General features: G+C 41.6%; 20 protein-coding genes. 7 read left to right on the plus strand and 13 right to left on the minus strand.

Going from position 1 to position 16,905, the window contains the following annotated elements:
- The first annotated feature begins 2 nt into the window (after positions 1–2).
- Both G5B30_RS12370 and G5B30_RS12375 read left to right on the plus strand, forming a co-directional pair.
- Positions 3–335, plus strand: a complete 333-nt coding sequence (locus G5B30_RS12370; protein WP_165320310.1) for a HipA N-terminal domain-containing protein — start codon at positions 3–5, stop codon at positions 333–335.
- Entirely contained in the window at positions 328–1,281 is a 954-nt protein-coding gene (locus G5B30_RS12375) for a HipA domain-containing protein (RefSeq protein ID WP_165320311.1), read from the plus strand. Before G5B30_RS12370 ends, G5B30_RS12375 begins: the two co-directional genes overlap by 8 nt.
- A gap of 30 nt (positions 1,282–1,311) precedes the next feature.
- Here the strand turns inward: G5B30_RS12375 and G5B30_RS12380 are convergent, their stop codons facing one another.
- Positions 1,312–1,923 (minus strand): DUF4202 domain-containing protein, encoded by a 612-nt coding sequence (locus G5B30_RS12380; RefSeq protein WP_165320312.1) that lies wholly within the window; start codon positions 1,921–1,923, stop codon positions 1,312–1,314.
- A gap of 52 nt (positions 1,924–1,975) precedes the next feature.
- Positions 1,976–2,554: a YdeI/OmpD-associated family protein gene (locus G5B30_RS12385; RefSeq protein ID WP_165320313.1), complete on the minus strand. Its 579-nt coding sequence runs from the start codon at positions 2,552–2,554 to the stop codon at positions 1,976–1,978.
- 191 nt (positions 2,555–2,745) lie between these two features.
- On the opposite strand from G5B30_RS12385, the gene G5B30_RS12390 reads away from it, so the two are divergent.
- Entirely contained in the window at positions 2,746–3,096 is a 351-nt protein-coding gene (locus G5B30_RS12390) for a bleomycin resistance protein (protein WP_165320314.1), read from the plus strand.
- Positions 3,097–3,180: 84 nt separating this feature from the next.
- On the plus strand, positions 3,181–3,549 hold the full coding sequence (locus G5B30_RS12395; protein ID WP_165320315.1) for a low molecular weight protein tyrosine phosphatase family protein: 369 nt from the start codon (positions 3,181–3,183) through the stop codon (positions 3,547–3,549).
- Here the strand turns inward: G5B30_RS12395 and G5B30_RS12400 are convergent.
- Both G5B30_RS12400 and G5B30_RS12405 read right to left on the minus strand, forming a co-directional pair.
- On the minus strand, positions 3,541–4,203 hold the full coding sequence (locus tag G5B30_RS12400; RefSeq protein ID WP_165320316.1) for a hypothetical protein: 663 nt from the start codon (positions 4,201–4,203) through the stop codon (positions 3,541–3,543). The genes G5B30_RS12395 and G5B30_RS12400 overlap by 9 nt on opposite strands.
- Positions 4,204–4,206: 3 nt before the next feature.
- The gene (locus tag G5B30_RS12405; protein WP_165320317.1) at positions 4,207–4,905 is read right to left on the minus strand and encodes a hypothetical protein; all 699 of its coding nucleotides are present in this window, start codon (positions 4,903–4,905) and stop codon (positions 4,207–4,209) included.
- A 127-nt stretch (positions 4,906–5,032) separates the two neighbouring features.
- On the opposite strand from G5B30_RS12405, the gene G5B30_RS12410 reads away from it, so the two are divergent.
- On the plus strand, positions 5,033–5,248 hold the full coding sequence (locus tag G5B30_RS12410; RefSeq protein ID WP_240903200.1) for a DUF1456 family protein: 216 nt from the start codon (positions 5,033–5,035) through the stop codon (positions 5,246–5,248).
- Positions 5,249–5,540: 292 nt separating this feature from the next.
- Here G5B30_RS12410 and G5B30_RS12415 read toward each other — a convergent pair whose 3' ends face one another.
- Positions 5,541–5,951, minus strand: coding sequence for a VOC family protein (locus G5B30_RS12415; protein WP_165320319.1), 411 nt, complete (start codon positions 5,949–5,951; stop codon positions 5,541–5,543).
- A 132-nt stretch (positions 5,952–6,083) separates the two neighbouring features.
- Between G5B30_RS12415 and G5B30_RS12420 the strand changes: the two genes are divergently transcribed.
- Positions 6,084–6,527, plus strand: coding sequence for a DinB family protein (locus G5B30_RS12420; RefSeq protein ID WP_165320320.1), 444 nt, complete (start codon positions 6,084–6,086; stop codon positions 6,525–6,527).
- Between the two features lie 43 nt (positions 6,528–6,570).
- Here the strand turns inward: G5B30_RS12420 and G5B30_RS12425 are convergent, their stop codons facing one another.
- The 8 genes from G5B30_RS12425 to nagA all read right to left on the minus strand — a co-directional run bounded on the left by G5B30_RS12425 (position 6,571) and on the right by nagA (position 15,883).
- Positions 6,571–7,707 (minus strand): alpha/beta hydrolase family protein, encoded by a 1,137-nt coding sequence (locus G5B30_RS12425; protein WP_165320321.1) that lies wholly within the window; start codon positions 7,705–7,707, stop codon positions 6,571–6,573.
- A 3-nt stretch (positions 7,708–7,710) separates the two neighbouring features.
- Positions 7,711–9,072 carry a putative oxidoreductase C-terminal domain-containing protein gene (locus G5B30_RS12430; RefSeq protein ID WP_165320322.1) on the minus strand — a complete coding sequence of 454 codons (1,362 nt, stop codon included), beginning with the start codon at positions 9,070–9,072 and terminating at the stop codon, positions 7,711–7,713.
- 1 nt (position 9,073) lies between these two features.
- Positions 9,074–10,342, minus strand: coding sequence for a sugar MFS transporter (locus G5B30_RS12435; RefSeq protein ID WP_165320323.1), 1,269 nt, complete (start codon positions 10,340–10,342; stop codon positions 9,074–9,076).
- 6 nt (positions 10,343–10,348) lie between these two features.
- Positions 10,349–11,695, minus strand: coding sequence for a Gfo/Idh/MocA family oxidoreductase (locus G5B30_RS12440; RefSeq protein WP_165320324.1), 1,347 nt, complete (start codon positions 11,693–11,695; stop codon positions 10,349–10,351).
- A 19-nt stretch (positions 11,696–11,714) separates the two neighbouring features.
- A complete protein-coding gene (locus G5B30_RS12445) occupies positions 11,715–12,704 on the minus strand; it encodes a Gfo/Idh/MocA family protein (RefSeq protein WP_165320325.1) in 990 nt (329 codons plus the stop codon).
- Positions 12,705–12,803: 99 nt separating this feature from the next.
- Positions 12,804–13,862 carry a substrate-binding domain-containing protein gene (locus tag G5B30_RS12450; protein ID WP_165320326.1) on the minus strand — a complete coding sequence of 353 codons (1,059 nt, stop codon included), beginning with the start codon at positions 13,860–13,862 and terminating at the stop codon, positions 12,804–12,806.
- A 45-nt stretch (positions 13,863–13,907) separates the two neighbouring features.
- Positions 13,908–14,666: a glucosamine-6-phosphate deaminase gene (locus G5B30_RS12455; protein ID WP_317164343.1), complete on the minus strand. Its 759-nt coding sequence runs from the start codon at positions 14,664–14,666 to the stop codon at positions 13,908–13,910.
- Positions 14,667–14,683: 17 nt separating this feature from the next.
- Positions 14,684–15,883, minus strand: coding sequence for an N-acetylglucosamine-6-phosphate deacetylase (gene nagA, locus G5B30_RS12460; protein ID WP_165320328.1), 1,200 nt, complete (start codon positions 15,881–15,883; stop codon positions 14,684–14,686).
- A 222-nt stretch (positions 15,884–16,105) separates the two neighbouring features.
- Here nagA and G5B30_RS12465 point away from each other — a divergent pair, with 222 nt between their 5' ends.
- Positions 16,106–16,882, plus strand: coding sequence for a DUF4382 domain-containing protein (locus tag G5B30_RS12465; protein ID WP_165320329.1), 777 nt, complete (start codon positions 16,106–16,108; stop codon positions 16,880–16,882).
- The last annotated feature ends 23 nt before the right edge of the window (positions 16,883–16,905 follow it).

The raw sequence follows: 16,905 nt of genomic DNA on the forward strand, positions 1-16,905 counted from the left end.
ATATGAGAAAAGCATCTGTATACTATAAGAATCAATTCGCAGGAATCCTTACGGAGACTGACGATGGCGAATATGTTTTTCAGTACGATGAAGCCTATATCAGAGACTATCCTGCGGCATTCATAACCTTCACCATGCCCGTGACTTCCAAGCCTTACAAGGATAAACGTTTATTCCCATTTTTTGAAGGACTAATACCGGAAGGCTGGTTATTGGGTATCGCTTCCAAGAATTGGAAAATCAATCCCAACGACCGTATGGGGCTACTGTTAGCGTGCTGCCAAAACTGTATCGGTGCGGTAAGTGTTCAACCTATACATCTCGAAAATGAGTAACAAAAAGTGTTTATACTGTTATAAGGAATTACCTAAGAATGCGTTGGGTGATTTTCACGAGCCATGTAGCCTAGATTTTTTTGGCACCAAGCAACAACCCATATTCGAACATTCTATGGAACAAATGGCGGAATTGGCAAAGAATGTAGTTGAGCGGAGCATAGCAGTTCCCGGCGTACAACCCAAACTTTCTTTGTCGTTGGTAAAAAACACGATCCAAGATGGAGAAAAGGGGCGTTTAACCGTAGTAGGGGCTTTAGGCGGGAATTATATATTCAAACCACCTTCCGATCATTTTCCTGAAATGCCGGAAAACGAGCATGTCACTATGCGTATCGCCGAGGCTTTCGGCATCAATGTAGTAAAGTCCAGTCTCATCAGGTTGAAGTCGGGCGAATTATCCTATATTACAAAAAGAATAGATCGAGCAGATGACGGAGAAAAAATACATATGCTCGATATGTTCCAAATCACAGAAGCTTTTGACAAATACAAAAGCTCAATGGAGAAAGTCGGTAAAGCGCTACATGAATATTCGGACAATACACTACTCGATAAGGTATTCTTTTTCGAACTGGCCATCTTTTGCTTCCTGACTGGAAACAACGATATGCACCTAAAAAATTTTTCCATGATTTGTCACAACAATAAATGGACACTAGCACCAGCATACGATCTATTGAATGTTGCGATAGTCAACCCCGAAGACACAGAAGAGTTGGCATTAACGTTGGAAGGAAAGAAAAAGAAGCTCCATTCGGAGCATTTTCAAAGGTTGGGGCTGCTGTTAGGACTAAACGCTAAGCAAATAACTGGTGTAGCCAAACGTTTTCAGAAAAGGAAATTCATTGCTTTGGAATGGATTGATCGTTCGTTTCTTTCTGATGAATACAAAGAAAAGTACAAACATCTTTTGGAAGAGCGCTATCAGAGAATTGAACAATGAATTTGTTTATAACCGAGAGAGATAAGCAGACTACCTGTTACTACCTTTTTTTAAAGAAGATACAGCTTCTTGTATATATTTTAGCCCTTCTGAGGAGTAAGGTAATTCCAATGCAAATCGGTGTCCTGTTTTATCCATTTTCAATAATGACTTTTTAAGGATATTCACAATCTTTTCGGTATGTTCTTTATAGAATTGTTCATACTGGTAGGCTAAAAACACGAGGCATAAGGCATTCTCTATTGTCTGGACAGCATTATTCACTTTGATTTTTTTCTTTAGAACAATTTGTTCGACCTGTTGAATAGTTTCGTCCCCATAGCCGACTTTTTGCAAAATATCGGTGCTGATTTGCGCATGGTGGGCAGCCAGATCCTTGCGCCACCTCAGGTACCCTTCTCTATCCCGCGGATATTGGTTACGCGGGATTTCCCAGCGCCCTATATGTTGGCAACGGGATGCCAAAAGCAAGGGCTCACCCGCTTTCGGGTCCAGTTTTAATATCCATTCATGTAACATTAATGCCATGAAATATTCTTGGGGATACTGATGTCCCTCCCACACAAAGGTATTAGGATCCTGTCTATTATAAGTGTCAAATAATTCAAATGCCTGGTTAAGTTTGTCGTCTGTATTACTCATAATATTTTATTTGTATGGAGTGGTCTACGCCTGTTTTATGAAGGAATTATTACTATTGTAATTTCTCGCCCCTTGCCAACATTTCGATAATTTCTTTCATACGCCTTTCTCTCGTCTCTTGTTTTTTTGCGGTCTGAAGTCGAAATCCAATGGAGAAAAGATTTGTTTTATTGAGACCCTTAAAAAATGCTTCTGCTTCTTTGTTTTTGCTTAATTCTTTTAGAAAGTCTTCAGGTATAGTCATTTTGCTTGAGGAATCGTATGCCTTTTCCCAACGACCGTCCTCCTTAGCTTTTTCAACAGCTTTTAATCCTGATGTTCGCATTCTACCTTCGTTGGTTAATCTTTCGATATGTCCAATATTTATTTTCGACCAGATACTTTTTGCTCTGCGGGGACAAAATTTTTGTAGCCACGCTTGTTCATCATACGCTTGTTTTTGACCATCTATCCACCCATAGCAAAGAGCTATGTCAAGGGCTTCTGCATAGTTGATAGTTTTATTTCCAGAATCTTTCTTGAAGATTTTTATCCAAAGTCCACTTGATTTGTCGTGATTCTTTTCAAGCCAAGTTTCAAATGTTTCGGCTGTTTTGAATTCTATTATTGGAATAGTAGTTAATTTAGTCATATTGCTATCTGTCGTTCTATATGCTTGCCGCTAACTCCCCAATATACGCAATAATCTTCTGTATGCAAGGATTGCATATTCCGGATATGCAGTCAAACTACAATATCGGAGTTTATCAGGATGTATTGTTTTCTATGTCCGAAAACCAATAAATTTGCACATAACACCGTGAGAACTAAAACATACTTGATATGCTGACAGATATAAATCCGAAATTACCAATGCGAAACAAAATCGCAACAAAGGAATTTTACATATACAAATTGAGGTTTAGTGAAATTGCTGACTATGGGAATTATTTATTGATAAGAAAAGACAACATTGAAATTCACTTCTTTGAATTCAGAGACCTTGATCCGAAAGAAAATTATGGACAAGTTTATATCAGAACAAATGAAATTGATAAACTATACAAAGCGCTTTTGGACAACAAAATCTCAATTCACCCAAATGGACATTTAGGAACAAAACCTTGGGGACAAAAGGAGTTTTCGGTACTTGACCCTGACAGCAATTTGCTGACCTTCGGACAGAACGTATAGCATGATTTTCAATTTATTGTTTTTTGCGGGATATTTAGTACTTTGGTGACCTATTGACTATTGTAAAACCTAAAATTCTGTGTATTGAAAAACATATTATTTGTCTGTAGTAGAAATAAATGGCGAAGTCTAACGGCCGAGAAAATTTATAAGAACAGACGTGATTTTAATGTAAAATCGGCAGGAACAGAAAACTCTGCGCGGGTTAAGGTCAATTCAAAGCTACTTGCATGGGCTGACATAATCTTCGTAATGGAAAAACATCATAAAGAAAAATTGGTTCAAAACTTTCCAGAAGAAACAATGGATATAGAAATAATCGTTCTGGAAATTCCAGATATATATAAGTATATGGACAAGGAACTGATTGAAGAGATTGAGACATTGACAACAATAGCCAACAGACTGAAACCAATAGAGTGTAACAGGTGGTTAGAAATGTCATCAAAATGAAAAAGCCAGACCCAGTCCCGTATTACCCAATAGATCATCAAACAGATTAAACGTAGATTTCTTTGTCTTTAAAAGCCCTTTGTCGTCTGTCTTGTGGTACATGACCAAATTATTGCATCTCAGCTCAATACCCAATCCTTTATAAAAATTATACCGTGTCCCCAGATGGATTCCAGAACTATAGTGCTTTATGCCTGAGGGGCTGTCAGACTGATTCACGACCATATCTTCGGGAAAATCTATTTTCATTTCCGAATTTCCTATTTGCCCATCCCATTCCAGAAAGATACAAAATCTACCTTGATCTACGAGATAGTGTTGTACCAGTAGTCCATACATTTGTTGTGACGTTTTGACCTGAAAATTTAAAGGTGATGGGATAACGTAAGGATTGGAAAGCTGAGCAACCCACAGATCCTGGGTGTACGTATTATGGTTATATAGAACTCCCACTGCCCAGTGTCTGTCCAACCGGTAAGTCAACCGGGGGATAAGTACGATCCTTCTGTTGGACTGAGGCAACAATTCATCATATACATTTGTATTTTTAGAGAACTGTCCCCCTATCGATAAGGAGAACTTTTCCGACTGGGCATTTACTCCCTGTATTGAACCAAGAATGATAAACACCAACATCCATTTGAAACCGCTCATACCCTAGAATTGATAAGTCAATGATAAATAGGTATTACTTAACGGCTGATTGAATATCTCAACGAAAGTACTCTGATTATCTTCTTCGACCAATCTGCTGTCTCTAAAGTGTTTGACATTTGCGATGGAACGAAGAGAAAGTTGCGCAGACAGTCCATGTACCAACCGATAAGAAATACCTGCTCCCAGATCTATATCCAGTCCACTCCACTTGACCATACTTCTGGACCCAGACATGGATACATATTGATCTAAATCACCTTGGTTATAAGCTGCACTGGAGGCCGTTTTCTCGTCTTGTTGTTCCCAAAAATAACCGGGATTAAAATCTGCAAATACATTCCACCGCTTCTCTCCCAAAGGTATAAAATAGTAGCGATAGAAAAGTCCATATGTATTGGAAGCACGTGCTACGTCTGACTGGTCGATTTTCCTGTAAAGATCGTTTATCAATATGGATTTATAAGACGTCTTTTCATTGCTCCATTTGTATGCCAACCCTAATAGTGAATGAGCCGAAATAGCATATCCCAAACGGGCTATGATTTTAGGCTCTTTGGCAATGGTATGACCAGAGGATGGGAAATCTGATGTAGACTGTGTTTTCTGAAACGATCCCCCGAGCTCTATAAAAACCGACTGTTGCTGACCGTATACATTCAATGTACACAAAAGCACAAGCGCTAAAAAAATGTTTTTCATATAAAGTTAATAAGCGTCCAAAATAGAAAAAATTTTCCATAAGGAAAAATCCCGAAGCAGTATACCGATACCGATGCATTTTTAGCATAGTTTTCATTACATTTACACCATGAGCAACAACGATATTATGAAAAAGCTCCGCGTGGCTTTGAAATTTACGGACGACGATATTATCGAGGTATTAGCTTTGGTGGATTTCAGGGTGACAAAAACGGAACTTGGAGCGATATTCCGCAAAGAAGACCATCCGAATTTTATGCCTTGCGGTGATCAATTGCTCCGGAATTTTCTTAACGGACTGATTATTTACAAACGCGGTCCTCGCCCCAATTCGAAGGCTTAGTGATACTGGTATTACCAACCTTACTGAAATCATGTTTGGATAATCCCCTTACATAATCCCTTCGCAGGTCGTCATTAGTACTACGACACACGTCACGACTAGGATGATAACAGATAACGTATAAGGTGTTCTTTTCATTTTATGGCTGTTTTCTAATAAATTGCAAAAGCCATGCCGTGAAAAGTATGTTCGCAATTTCAGTTTTGGAAATGTAGCAAAACACCTACAGCTTTCCCTGCTACAGCTGGTGCCGTAATACGAAATGTGAGGGGTATATTTTCCGATCTGCTTATTACTCTGTGGGAAGTTTAGTCATATCCATAAAGAACAGCTCCCAAGTGTGTCCGTCAAAATCTTCAATAGTACGTTGTTGCATAAAACCGTAGTCTTTCATTTCGGTGGGTTCTATACCTCCTGCTTTAAGTCCATTGTCCATGATGCGATTTACTTCATCAACGCTGTCCAGTGCCAACGAAAAAAGCCCAGCTACACCCGACTTCGTATCTGCCAAAGGTTTATCGATAAATGACTGGAATTTTTCATGGCTTAAAAGCATCACATAAATACTTTCACTCCAAACCATGCATTTTCCCGTGTCGTCCGAAAATTGAGGATTATTTATAAATCCCAACGCCGTGTAAAACTCCATTGACTTCTGGAGATCTTGAACCGCTAAATTGATAAATACCTGTCTTGCACTCATAATTTTATTTTTCTGCAAAGTACGAATTTGTTAAATTCCCTCCGCTTGTCATAAGACAAGTATTCATATATTGCCTGCTGTTTTTGGTCAATCGTTTACTAACTTTATCAAAAAAACGGGATTATCAAGCAAATGAAAGCATTTTTTAAAGAATTATTTGAATACAGCCACTATTGTAATCAAAAACTGGCCGATGTTTTTTCCAGTAGTCCGGGCAAGACCTCGGAGAAAGCAATAAAGGTATTTAGCCATTTGTTAAATGCTCATCGGGTCTGGAACAATAGAATTGAACCGGGACAAATAACGTTTGGGATTTGGGAACTTCACGCTGCTCAAGATTTAAAAAGTATCGATCAGACTAACTACGAGCGGACTCTACAGCTACTTGACAAGTTTGAGTTGGATAAAATGATCGACTATTCGAACACGAAGGGACAGGCATTTAACAATAGCATCCGAGACATCCTATTTCATGTTGTCAATCATTCGACGTACCACAGGGGGCAGATCGCCGCGGAATTTAGACTACACGGGCTCGAGCCTTTGGTCACAGATTATATTTTCTATAAGCGATGATGCAGAATAAAAAGGGGAAGCAAATTAATGCTTCCCCTTTTCATTACTTTAAAAAATATTCAAAGAATTTATAGATGACGTCAGTAGCCTCTTCGTTGAGCGCATGCTTCGGTCGATTTGTCATAGCGACACGTTCTTTCTGCCCCAATAAAGCATTGACAGCGACACTGTGGTTGAGTGCTTTCCACCGTGTAACAGGATCTTCGGCTCCGCCTGAGACCAAGAAAGGACGGGGTGCCATGAGTGCATGGAGTTCCTGAAGATTTTTATTGTCTTTCCGGAGTTGGTTATACACGCCGTAAGCCGGATTCTCTGCGGTTATTAACCCTCGCTTACGCCAAGGCTTCGGATGAAAACCAAGGTACCAAGGCTCCCAATAATTGATTGATTGTCTATCCTCCTGCATAACAATACCGGGATCAGACCATACCGCAGCTGCAAAATTATCGGTCAGACAAGAGGCAAACATGGCCCACTTGCCGCCAAAAGAATGCCCAACAATACCGATGCGTTTCTTATCGACATCTTTTCTGTTTGCTAAAGCATAGTAAGCGTTATTGGCCGCATATCCCAGCATAGACAACGGCTGGACAGACACACTGTCGATCGACGGATAATACAGAGAAAACTCATGTCGTGCCGACGCAGCTTTGGTTCCTATAGATAATGTGATAAAGCCTCGGCTGACTAACTGTAATGCAAAAAAGCGATGTGACGTGAGATTGGGGTTCCGATCGCTGGTCCCAATTGCTGTCTCTGCATCATAGAAAACAGTTACAACAGCGGGCATTTTGCCTTTTGAATGCTTCGGCACTAAAAGATAACCTTCTGTCCATTCGTTAGGTGTCCATTTAAATCGGACGACATACTGTGTATAATTGCCTTTGTCGACCGTGTCTAAGTATTCGAAAGTCTGTTTTTTATAAAGCTCTGGCCACTTTCCCAGATACTTTTCCCAATCGGCCCTGATTTCCTGCTTGCGTTGTTTCCATTGCTTAGGGCTCTTTACAACTTCTCCATTGTCAAAAATCAGCGGTGACCGGAGATCGCCGAAATCACCCTTTAGCGAATCTGGTGGGTAAAAATAAGGTCTCAGCGCTTGGTATAATTCAGCTTTCTGAGCAAAAGAGATCTGCATAAACAGTAAGGAAACGAGAATATAACTATATAGTTTCTTCATGGTTTATCGTTTAGCATATTCTAATGATTTCGTCGTCAAGTAATATTTGGCCAGTATAAAGGATTTCTCCCACGCCGGCAACGACTTATCTTTTCTGTATTGTAAAAATTGTTGTAACACTTTTGCAAAATGCTCTTCATGGCTCAGATACAGCGTCTCGGGAATCAATATTTTATATTGCCCATTTACTTTTTCGTAACTCAGCCCCGGCAAATCGGCAATCGATGCTAATGCACTTTTCAGTTTATCCTCAAAACGTGTATCGTCATTGCCGGGGGTAAGGAAAACAGCCATCTTTGCATTTTCGTCGGCTTTCACGTCAAGGGTAAGTTGCTTGGCCCGGAAAGAGGCACGAAATTGATCGCCACGGCCGTCAAGGGATTCAACAGCCCACTCTACCGAAATAGAAACCGGTACTCCCTTAAAAGAATAGTCCATTTTTCCATTGCTAAAGACCTCCAAGGTCTGGTCAGCGGCAACGTCAGGCAATAACGATGAAGGGTATTCCGCAAGGTTCGTAACACGTGTAAAATCCGCTTTGGAAATTGTCGTAGCCCATCGGCGGGCACCCGTCAACTGAATATCCCGCTCGATATCGATAACTTGCTCTGAAGACAACATCCATTGTACCAGATCTACATAGTGGGTCGTTACGTCGACTAACCCCTCCCCTTGCTGTTTGGTATTAAAAAACAAAACAGGTCGGATCAGTGGTTTGCCCGAAACTTCTTTAATGAAATGATGGGTGCTCGCGAACGTAATAACAGGCTCGCTACCCGCTGCCTGAAGACCGCCTGAAAATTCCCTGTTATTAATCAGCGCTTTGATAATTTGATTTTTCACATCATAACGCTCCGTCATAATATCATAGATCAATGTAGGGTGTTCTTTCGAATTATCGCCCATTAAAGCCTTCAGCTTATTGTAGCCAGCGACATCAATAACGAGCGGTTTATCGGCAAAAACGTCACGGTCATGCTGGACGGCTTGGGTGATATAGTCGATCTTTTTCTGATTATCCCCTGCCAGGACCACCACATTTCCGGTGGCTCCCTGAAAGGCTTTTTCTAAAAAATCTGCGCCGTAATAGCCGACAATATTCCAATGGGTGGGATCGGTATCCCGTGAATTATACTGTTCAATCAACTCTGTATATCCGGTTGCTGTATTCTCCGACTCTGCAAAGAGATGAACCAAAGTATCTATACCTTCATTCGCGTACTTCTGTGTCAATGCGGCATGAAAATGCTGAGGATCTATGACAAGCAGTTCGGCGGTATCGCCTTTATTTTCGCTTGAGCGCTCTGACCCGCAACCCATATTCATTAAAAGGATTGCTGTCAAAAAATAAAAAATATTTTTCATCTTATAAACTCCATTTTCTGATTTTGTGCCCATATACTGCGTAATAGATCAAATAGAGGTAACAAGGCACCAGCACCCAGTAAGCCTCACGCAAACTGTGTGTATCAGCAAAGTGCCCATAAACAAGAGGCAAAAGCGCATTCCCACACAATCCCATAATCAGCAATGATGCGCCCACTTTTGTAAACCGCCCCAAACCATCCAATGCCAGGGGCCAGATACCCGCCCATGTCAAGGAATTGGAAATACCCAGCAATACAATAAACCAAATAGAGATATCTGTCGTATGTCCTAATATGGTGACCTCTCCTTTGACGAACACGATCAGCAGCGAAAGCACAATGCCCAATATAGTAACAGCCCGTAACATGTTCGTTTGACTGATGAAGCGCGGAATAACCGATATACCAAAACAGTAGCCGATGATGGCCATAGCTAATGTATATGATGGAAATACTTTGGCTTCATTGAGCGAAAGCCCCATAGACTGAGCATAGGGAATAATCGTATCGATCGAGATAACCTGAGCACCTACGTGTATAAAAATAGCTATTGCACCCAAGACTAAATGGGGGAATTGCAAAACACTGGTCTTCGTACTGTTAGACGCTGCCATCTCTTCACTTTCCTCATCTGTATTCAGTTCCGGTAGTGGTGAATACCGCACGCCGATTCCGATCAGCAACATAGCTATACTTACTACAGCATAGGGTATCACAACCCTATCCAAATCGACGACGTCTCCATCTCCGGGGCGCAATACCGCAGCAGCAAACAAAATGGGCGCAATAATACCCGCAAATTTGTTGCAGATCCCCATAATACTGATTCGTTGTGCTGCACGCTCCTTCGGTCCCAATATCGTAATATAGGGATTAGCTGCAGTCTGTAGGATAGCCAAGCCAATACCGATGGTGAATAGACCGATCAAGAAAAACTCATATGTTCGGGTTATTGCTGCAGGAATAAAAATAAATGTCCCCAGAGCCAATGCTATAAATCCGATCATCATACCTTTCTTAAAACCTTGCGATTTGAGCAAATATGATGAAGGTACGGACATCACAAAATAGGCAATATAAAAAGCAAATGCGACCAGATATGACTGAAAGTGTGTCAGGCTGAAAGCCATTTTAAAATACGGGATCAGGATGGCGTTTATCCACGACAAGAAACCGAAAATAAAAAACAATAAAGCAATGATTCCAATAGAAATGGTCGTTTCTCTTTTGGTCAGGCTCGCAGCCGTCTTTAAATTCGAAATACTCATATCCTATTAGATTTTTGGTTCCCAACCTTTAGCGTATTCCCTCGACCAGTAAGTATTCATGATATGATTATCACGTATATGACCGTTTGAAGGGTTTATATCCAATGTTTTTCCGGACCGCAACGCAATGTTGCCCAATTGTACAAGTAGTGTACTCTGATGACCACTTAGGATATCAGAATTTAGGTTGGTGCCATTTTTAATCGCAGAGAACATGTTCTGAAAGTGATGACCATCCAACTGTTGTGAAGGACTGGTCAAACTTGCGGTATTGGTCGAACCGGTATCTTTTTCCTCTTTCACTAATTTCCCCTTGACATCAAATACCTTATAGGAGTTTGCCCCATCGATTTGCAACGAGCCGTTTGTACCATAAAACATCACGCCCACATTCGAACCTTCGGTTGCCTTCGCATTACAGCTTCTTCCTTCCCAGGTAATCATTTTATCCGGGCCGAATTCAATATTGATCATCTGTGTATCAGGAGTCTCCCAGTCGTCATTATATGCATAACGGCCACCCGTTGAACTCACTTTTGTAGGATAGTCTACCTGCAAACCCCAGCGTGCCAAATCGACCATGTGCGTACCGTTATTTAAAGCTTCTCCGGTACCCCAGTGCCAAAACCAGTGCCAGTTGTAATGCAACAAATTATCTTGGTAATCTCTTCGTGGTGCAGGCCCTTGCCATAGTTCAAAATCCAACCATGAGGGCACTGCTACCTTCTTGCCGACACCAATAGGAGGACGGTTGTTTGCATACCAGGTTTTGGCATAGTAAACTTTACCGATTGTGCCGTTATGTACTTCCTGAATTCCCTTGACAACATTTGGCCAAGATCTTCTTTGGTTACCCATCTGGATCACATTCTTGTATTTATTCACAGCTGAAATCAACAATTCCCCTTCGTTCGGGTTATGTCCACAAGGTTTCTCCAAATACACATGCTTGCCCGCCTGTGAACCTAAAAGAGCTGCCGGAGCATGCCAGTGATCGGGTGCTGCGACGACAAGAATATCTACATCCTTGCTCTCTAACGATTTTCGAAAATCTCCAAATCCCTGAACAGCTGTTTTCTGGTATTTGGCGACAGCTGCTTTACATTTCTCTATGGCACGGCTATCTACATCACAGATATGTATGATCTCGCTATTCGGTTGTGCTGCAAAGTTCTGTGCTAAAGCTTTACCCCGTGAATTGACACCCATCATCGACACGCGAAGTTTCTCATTAGCACCTATGATATTATTATAACTTTTTGCACTGAAAGCAGGTAAAACACCGCCTAACCCAAAGGCTGCTGAGGTGACCAATGATTTTTTAATAAAATCTCTTCTTGAATTATTGTTCATAACGAATAAATTTAGTTGATTACTTGACTAACTCTATGGAACGGCCGTTCGAATGTTTGCTTACATCTGCGGTCTCTATAAAGGAACAGATCTCCAATGTTTCCTTTCCATCGAATGGAGCGACTTTCGTATCAAAGAACTCCACGATTTTATCCAATAAAGGGTTATATCCCTTAAATCCGCCTAACTGTACCGTTGCTTTTTCACAGTAAATAGTGCCCCCATAAGCCGCTTTTCCATTACGCGTTCCGCGTACGGTTCCTATACGACCATCTTCCCACACCCCCACAATAATATCGGTATCAGGCATATGCGTCCGGCTTACCGATTTGCATCCCGTACCCATTGCAGCAAACAACATCTCTACACCATGAATGCCATACCAGAAGAAATCCGGGTGGCTAGGATCCAGATGTGCCGGGGAATAAACGTCAGCGCCGAGTACTTTTCCATGCTTGCCATCGATAACATCCTGCATTCCATCGATATAGCGAAGTGAAGAGGAGGAGAAGAACGGCACCTTATATTGCTCGGAAAGCTTAAATATCTCGGCTGCATCAGCGTAGGAAGCGGCCAAAGGCTTATCTATAAATACCGGCTTCTTCGCTTTGAACACTTCTCTGGCCTGCTCCAGATGTAAACGTCCATCGTTGGTCTCCAGCATGACATAATCTACTTTATCCAACAACTCTTTGATGGACTTTGTAATCTCTACACCGTAGGTTTTGACTTGCTCGATATACTTCGGGATCCGATCCGTAGCGGAAGGTATCGTTTTCGTACCGTATGGATAGGCCGCAACGATTTTAAAGTTACGGTACTTCTGCGGATCACCGTTGATAGCTTTTGCAAAAGCTACGGCATGGGATGTATCTAATCCGATAATCCCGATCCTTTTGCTTCCATTTGTTAAAGCTGAAGTGGCGGCAAATGCACTGTGATTGGCCGCAAGTGTAAATAGGGCTAATGAACTAGCGCCTAAGAAATCTCGTCTATTGAAAGTTCTCATAACGTGGTTTATTCTTTATTTTTTAAATATAGTAAATAGTGTACGTACCCGAAAATATTTTCGCAAATACTTTGTAACTAATTTGTGCGTATTACATCCTTAATTTTTATAAAATCTATAATTTTCTTTTGTAATGATGTCAATGGGCATAAATTGAATCTTATCAACGCTACTTTGATTGATGAAATAATCATACAATGTCAGCAATGCTTGATACCCCTGCTCTATCGGTTTTTGACAAATTAAAAAGTCGATAATATCGTTTTCTACATATTGCAGGTTCTGACGTAGATAATCATAACCCACCAACTTAATGCCTCGGATGTTATTTTCTTCAAAATATTTTGCAACGGTAAACACCCGCGAGTTTGTCACAAAGATCAGATCAATCGTATTGCTCTGCAAGTAGGCATCAAGCGCTTTGGTTACGGAATCATAATCCGTATTATAGAGTGACATCACTTCGATATCGACTTTGGCCCGCGCTTCGTCAAAGTGCGCCTTGAAGCCTGCTTCTTTTTTTCGCAAATGGTGTTCGGAATCCAATTCACGTGAAATATTCAAAACCAACGCCTTCCCCTTTTCGGAAATCAAATACTTACACAGATTGCCGGCCAGCTTGCCCGACTGAAACAAATCTGGACCAATGTAACTTAAAGGCCTCACATTCGAAATATCCGAGTTGATAAAGACACACTTGATCTTTAACTCTTCACATTTCTTAAAGAACGTGGTGGACTCACTAATGAAGGATGGGGCAACAATCACACCGTTAAAATTCTCTTTCCAAATCTTCTCTGCCTCTTGATTAAAGGTTGACCGATCGTTCAGGTCGTATAAGAAAAATGAAACCTCGACGCCATAGAGCTGTATTTCCGACCAAGCAGCGCGAATCCCTTCCAGGGGAGCTTTCCAGTATTCCGTCTCCTTTGATTCTTTTGGAATTAGGACAGCAAACTTGAAAACTTTTCTGGAAGCCAGTCTCCTTGCCAACAGATTGGGCTTATAGTCCATTTCCTTGATAATGGCATCTATTTTCTCTTTCGTTTTAACAGATACCCCCGGTCTGTTGTGCAGCACACGGTCTACTGTGGCAATAGAGACATTTGCCCTACGGGCTATTTCTTTAACACCTGATAGTTCGGTTTTTTTGAGCATTAATTTAGTTCATGTAAATAATTCAAATAAAGATAGAGAATTATTTTAATCTTCTAATAAACGACTACTTTCTTTATCTAAATATAATTTTGCCCGGGGGTGTCTCCGTAATATCGTGGAAGGAAACTTCTCGCTGATATCTTCGTGTAATGTCTGATAAACAGCCTGTGCTTTCGTTGCACCCGGCACAACACAAAATATATAAGGAGCTGAAATAAGTGTAGGGATGGTCAACGTCAAAGCATGGGTCGGCACGTCGCCGATCGTCGGAAAACATCCGTCATTGACCTGTTGCTGACGGCACATTTCATCCAGTTCAACTCTTTTAACTGATTTGGGGTCTTTAAAATCTGCCACCGGAGGATCATTGAAAGCGATATGCGTATTCTCCCCTATCCCCATACAGACAATATCCGGCTTATGCGTAGCTAATATATGCGTATAACGCGCGCATTCTTTGTCAACATCCGTATTCTCTCCTTGAATATAATGGATACTTTTCAAAGGCACTTTTTCAAAGAGGTTTTTCTTTAAGTAATGCCTAAAGCTCTGCGGCTGATCGTCCGTGACACCAATGTATTCATCCATGTGCAATGCATTGATTCTATCCCAAGGGATATCCTGCGTCAGCAAGCTTTCATATAGATCCTTCTGCGATGGTGCGGCAGCAAAGATGATATTGACCTCATCTTGTCCATTAAGAATCTCCTGTATGGCGAGACCCACATCTTTTGCAACGGCTTCGCCCATCTCTTTGCGCGTCGGATAGGCTTCGACGACAAGCGCATCTTTTTTTGTTTCCATATTCATTATTTCTTCTGTTATAGCAAAGTATTATACACGACCCGCCCTTTAACCATAGTGAGGCTTACCTGTACATTATCGTCGAAAACGACCAGATCGGCGTCCTTCCCTTCTTCAATAGATCCTTTCTTTGAATCCACTTTCATAACCCGTGCAGGATTTAAGCTGATCATGCGTATAATCTCTTCCAGGGATAAATGACCAAGCTTCAGCATGGTACGCACTAACCTGTCGGTTGTCGCTACACTGCCGGCGAAAGCCGTCCGATCCTGTAATTTTGCCACGCCGTCTTCGATAAGAACCTCCATTCCATCGTCGTAACTTCCCAAAATCGAACGCTCATCGGTCGTTCCTGCGGCACGCATCGCATCTGTTATGAGAATCATTTTATCCGCTCCTTTCACCTTGTAAATCAATCGCAGCAACGGATCCGGAAGATGTATGCCATCCGCAATCAATTCCAGATCAAAATCATCGAGAAGATAACCTGCCTCTACAACCCCCGCATACCGAAAGGCATTCCGTCTGGTAACGCCCGACATCGCCGAATAAAAATGTGTCATCAGGTTGTAACCCGCCTGGTGAGCTTTGACGACATCTTCATAAATTGCATCCGTATGTGCTATAGCTGCAATAATACCCTTTGATGTCAGATATTCGCCAAACTCTATTGCTCCCTCCAACTCCGGAGCAGCACTCCAACGGACTATACTATCGTATTCTTCGATCAAGCGTTGATATTCGGCAGGATCCGGATTGCGGATATAACGGGGATCTTGCGCTCCCCGCTGGCTCATGGCAAAATAAGGTCCCTCCAGATGTATACCTAAAAACTGCGCGCCATTAATTTTCTTGTCTTTTATACGCTCGTAACTTCCCAATGTTTCCTTTAGCCGTTCCTGCGTACTGGTAAGCGTGGTCGGAACCATCGAGGTCGTTCCGTATTTGGCATGTGTGACAGCGATATTTTCAAAAGCTTCCGCTGTACCGTCCATAAAATCATAGCCGCCGCCGCCGTGTACATGGATGTCAATAAAGCCGGGTGATAAATACTTTCTCTGCAGATCGATTAGCGTGCAACCTTCAAACCGACCCAAGGATATGTCTTCCTCTTCATATATGGCTTTGATCTTCGCTCCCTCCACCAGGACGGCGCCTAAAAAGATCTCATTTCTTAATATAATCTCCGCATTATAAAACAATATGCAATCTGTCATGAGGTCAGTTAAGTTTATAAGTACAATTGTGTACGTACACGAAAGTACAAAACATTTTTCGAAATCCAAATTATTTATTGAAAAAGGTCTTTCATCCGGAAAGCTATATCAGCTCGGGGTAATGCTCTCTTCTGAATGTTAATTAAGAACAAACCGGGCTATTGGAACGTTTTCTGGCATCAAAATTGCAAAACTTCCCCGTTGAATAAAACTGATTGCGAAATGAAAAAGACACTATTTTTAAGTTTGGCCGCACTCGCTTTATTGAGTGCCTGTGAGAGTAATAATGAATCGGGTTCGGGCAGAACACCATTATCTGTAAAAATAACTGACGCTCCGGGAAGATATGACAATGTCTTACTTAACATCGACAAAATTGAAGTGATTACCAGTTCTGGTCGTACGACGATTGATATTGATGAGAATGAGCCCTTTGACATCCTGGAGTTCGCGATGGGGAAAGACACCCTTCTTGCAACTGAAACGGTAGCCTCTGGGCGCCTTCAAGAGGTGCGCTTGATACTGGATGATGAAGGCAACGAAGTTGTTATCGACGGAACTGCCCATCCATTGACTACGCCTAGCGGTCAGAGCTCAGGTGTTAAAATAAAAGTGCATGACGAACTTGTTCCGGATGTCGCCTACACCATGCTATTGGACTTTGATGTAGCTAGTTCGATAACAACGACAGGCAATGGAGGTTACATCTTGAAACCTGTAATTCGTGCTATCCCAGAGGCCGTATCGGGTGTCATCCGTGGCATGATACTACCTTTAGATGCGAATGTGAGGATATATGCAGAAACCACAGAGGATGATCGTATCGGTGCCGTAACGGATATCGAGGGGGCTTTTTATTTCCCAGGAATTGAGGATGGAACATACACCATCATTATCGAACCGGAAAATGAAATTTACGCCAGCCAAACCATTGAAGATGTAGAGGTAGAAAATGGAATGGTTAAGAATTTAGGGACTATCACCCTTACTATATTATAATCAAAATACACAGAGGTGGGTAT

The sequence above is a fragment of the Sphingobacterium sp. SGG-5 genome, assembly GCF_011043525.1.
GTDB lineage: Bacteria > Bacteroidota > Bacteroidia > Sphingobacteriales > Sphingobacteriaceae > Sphingobacterium.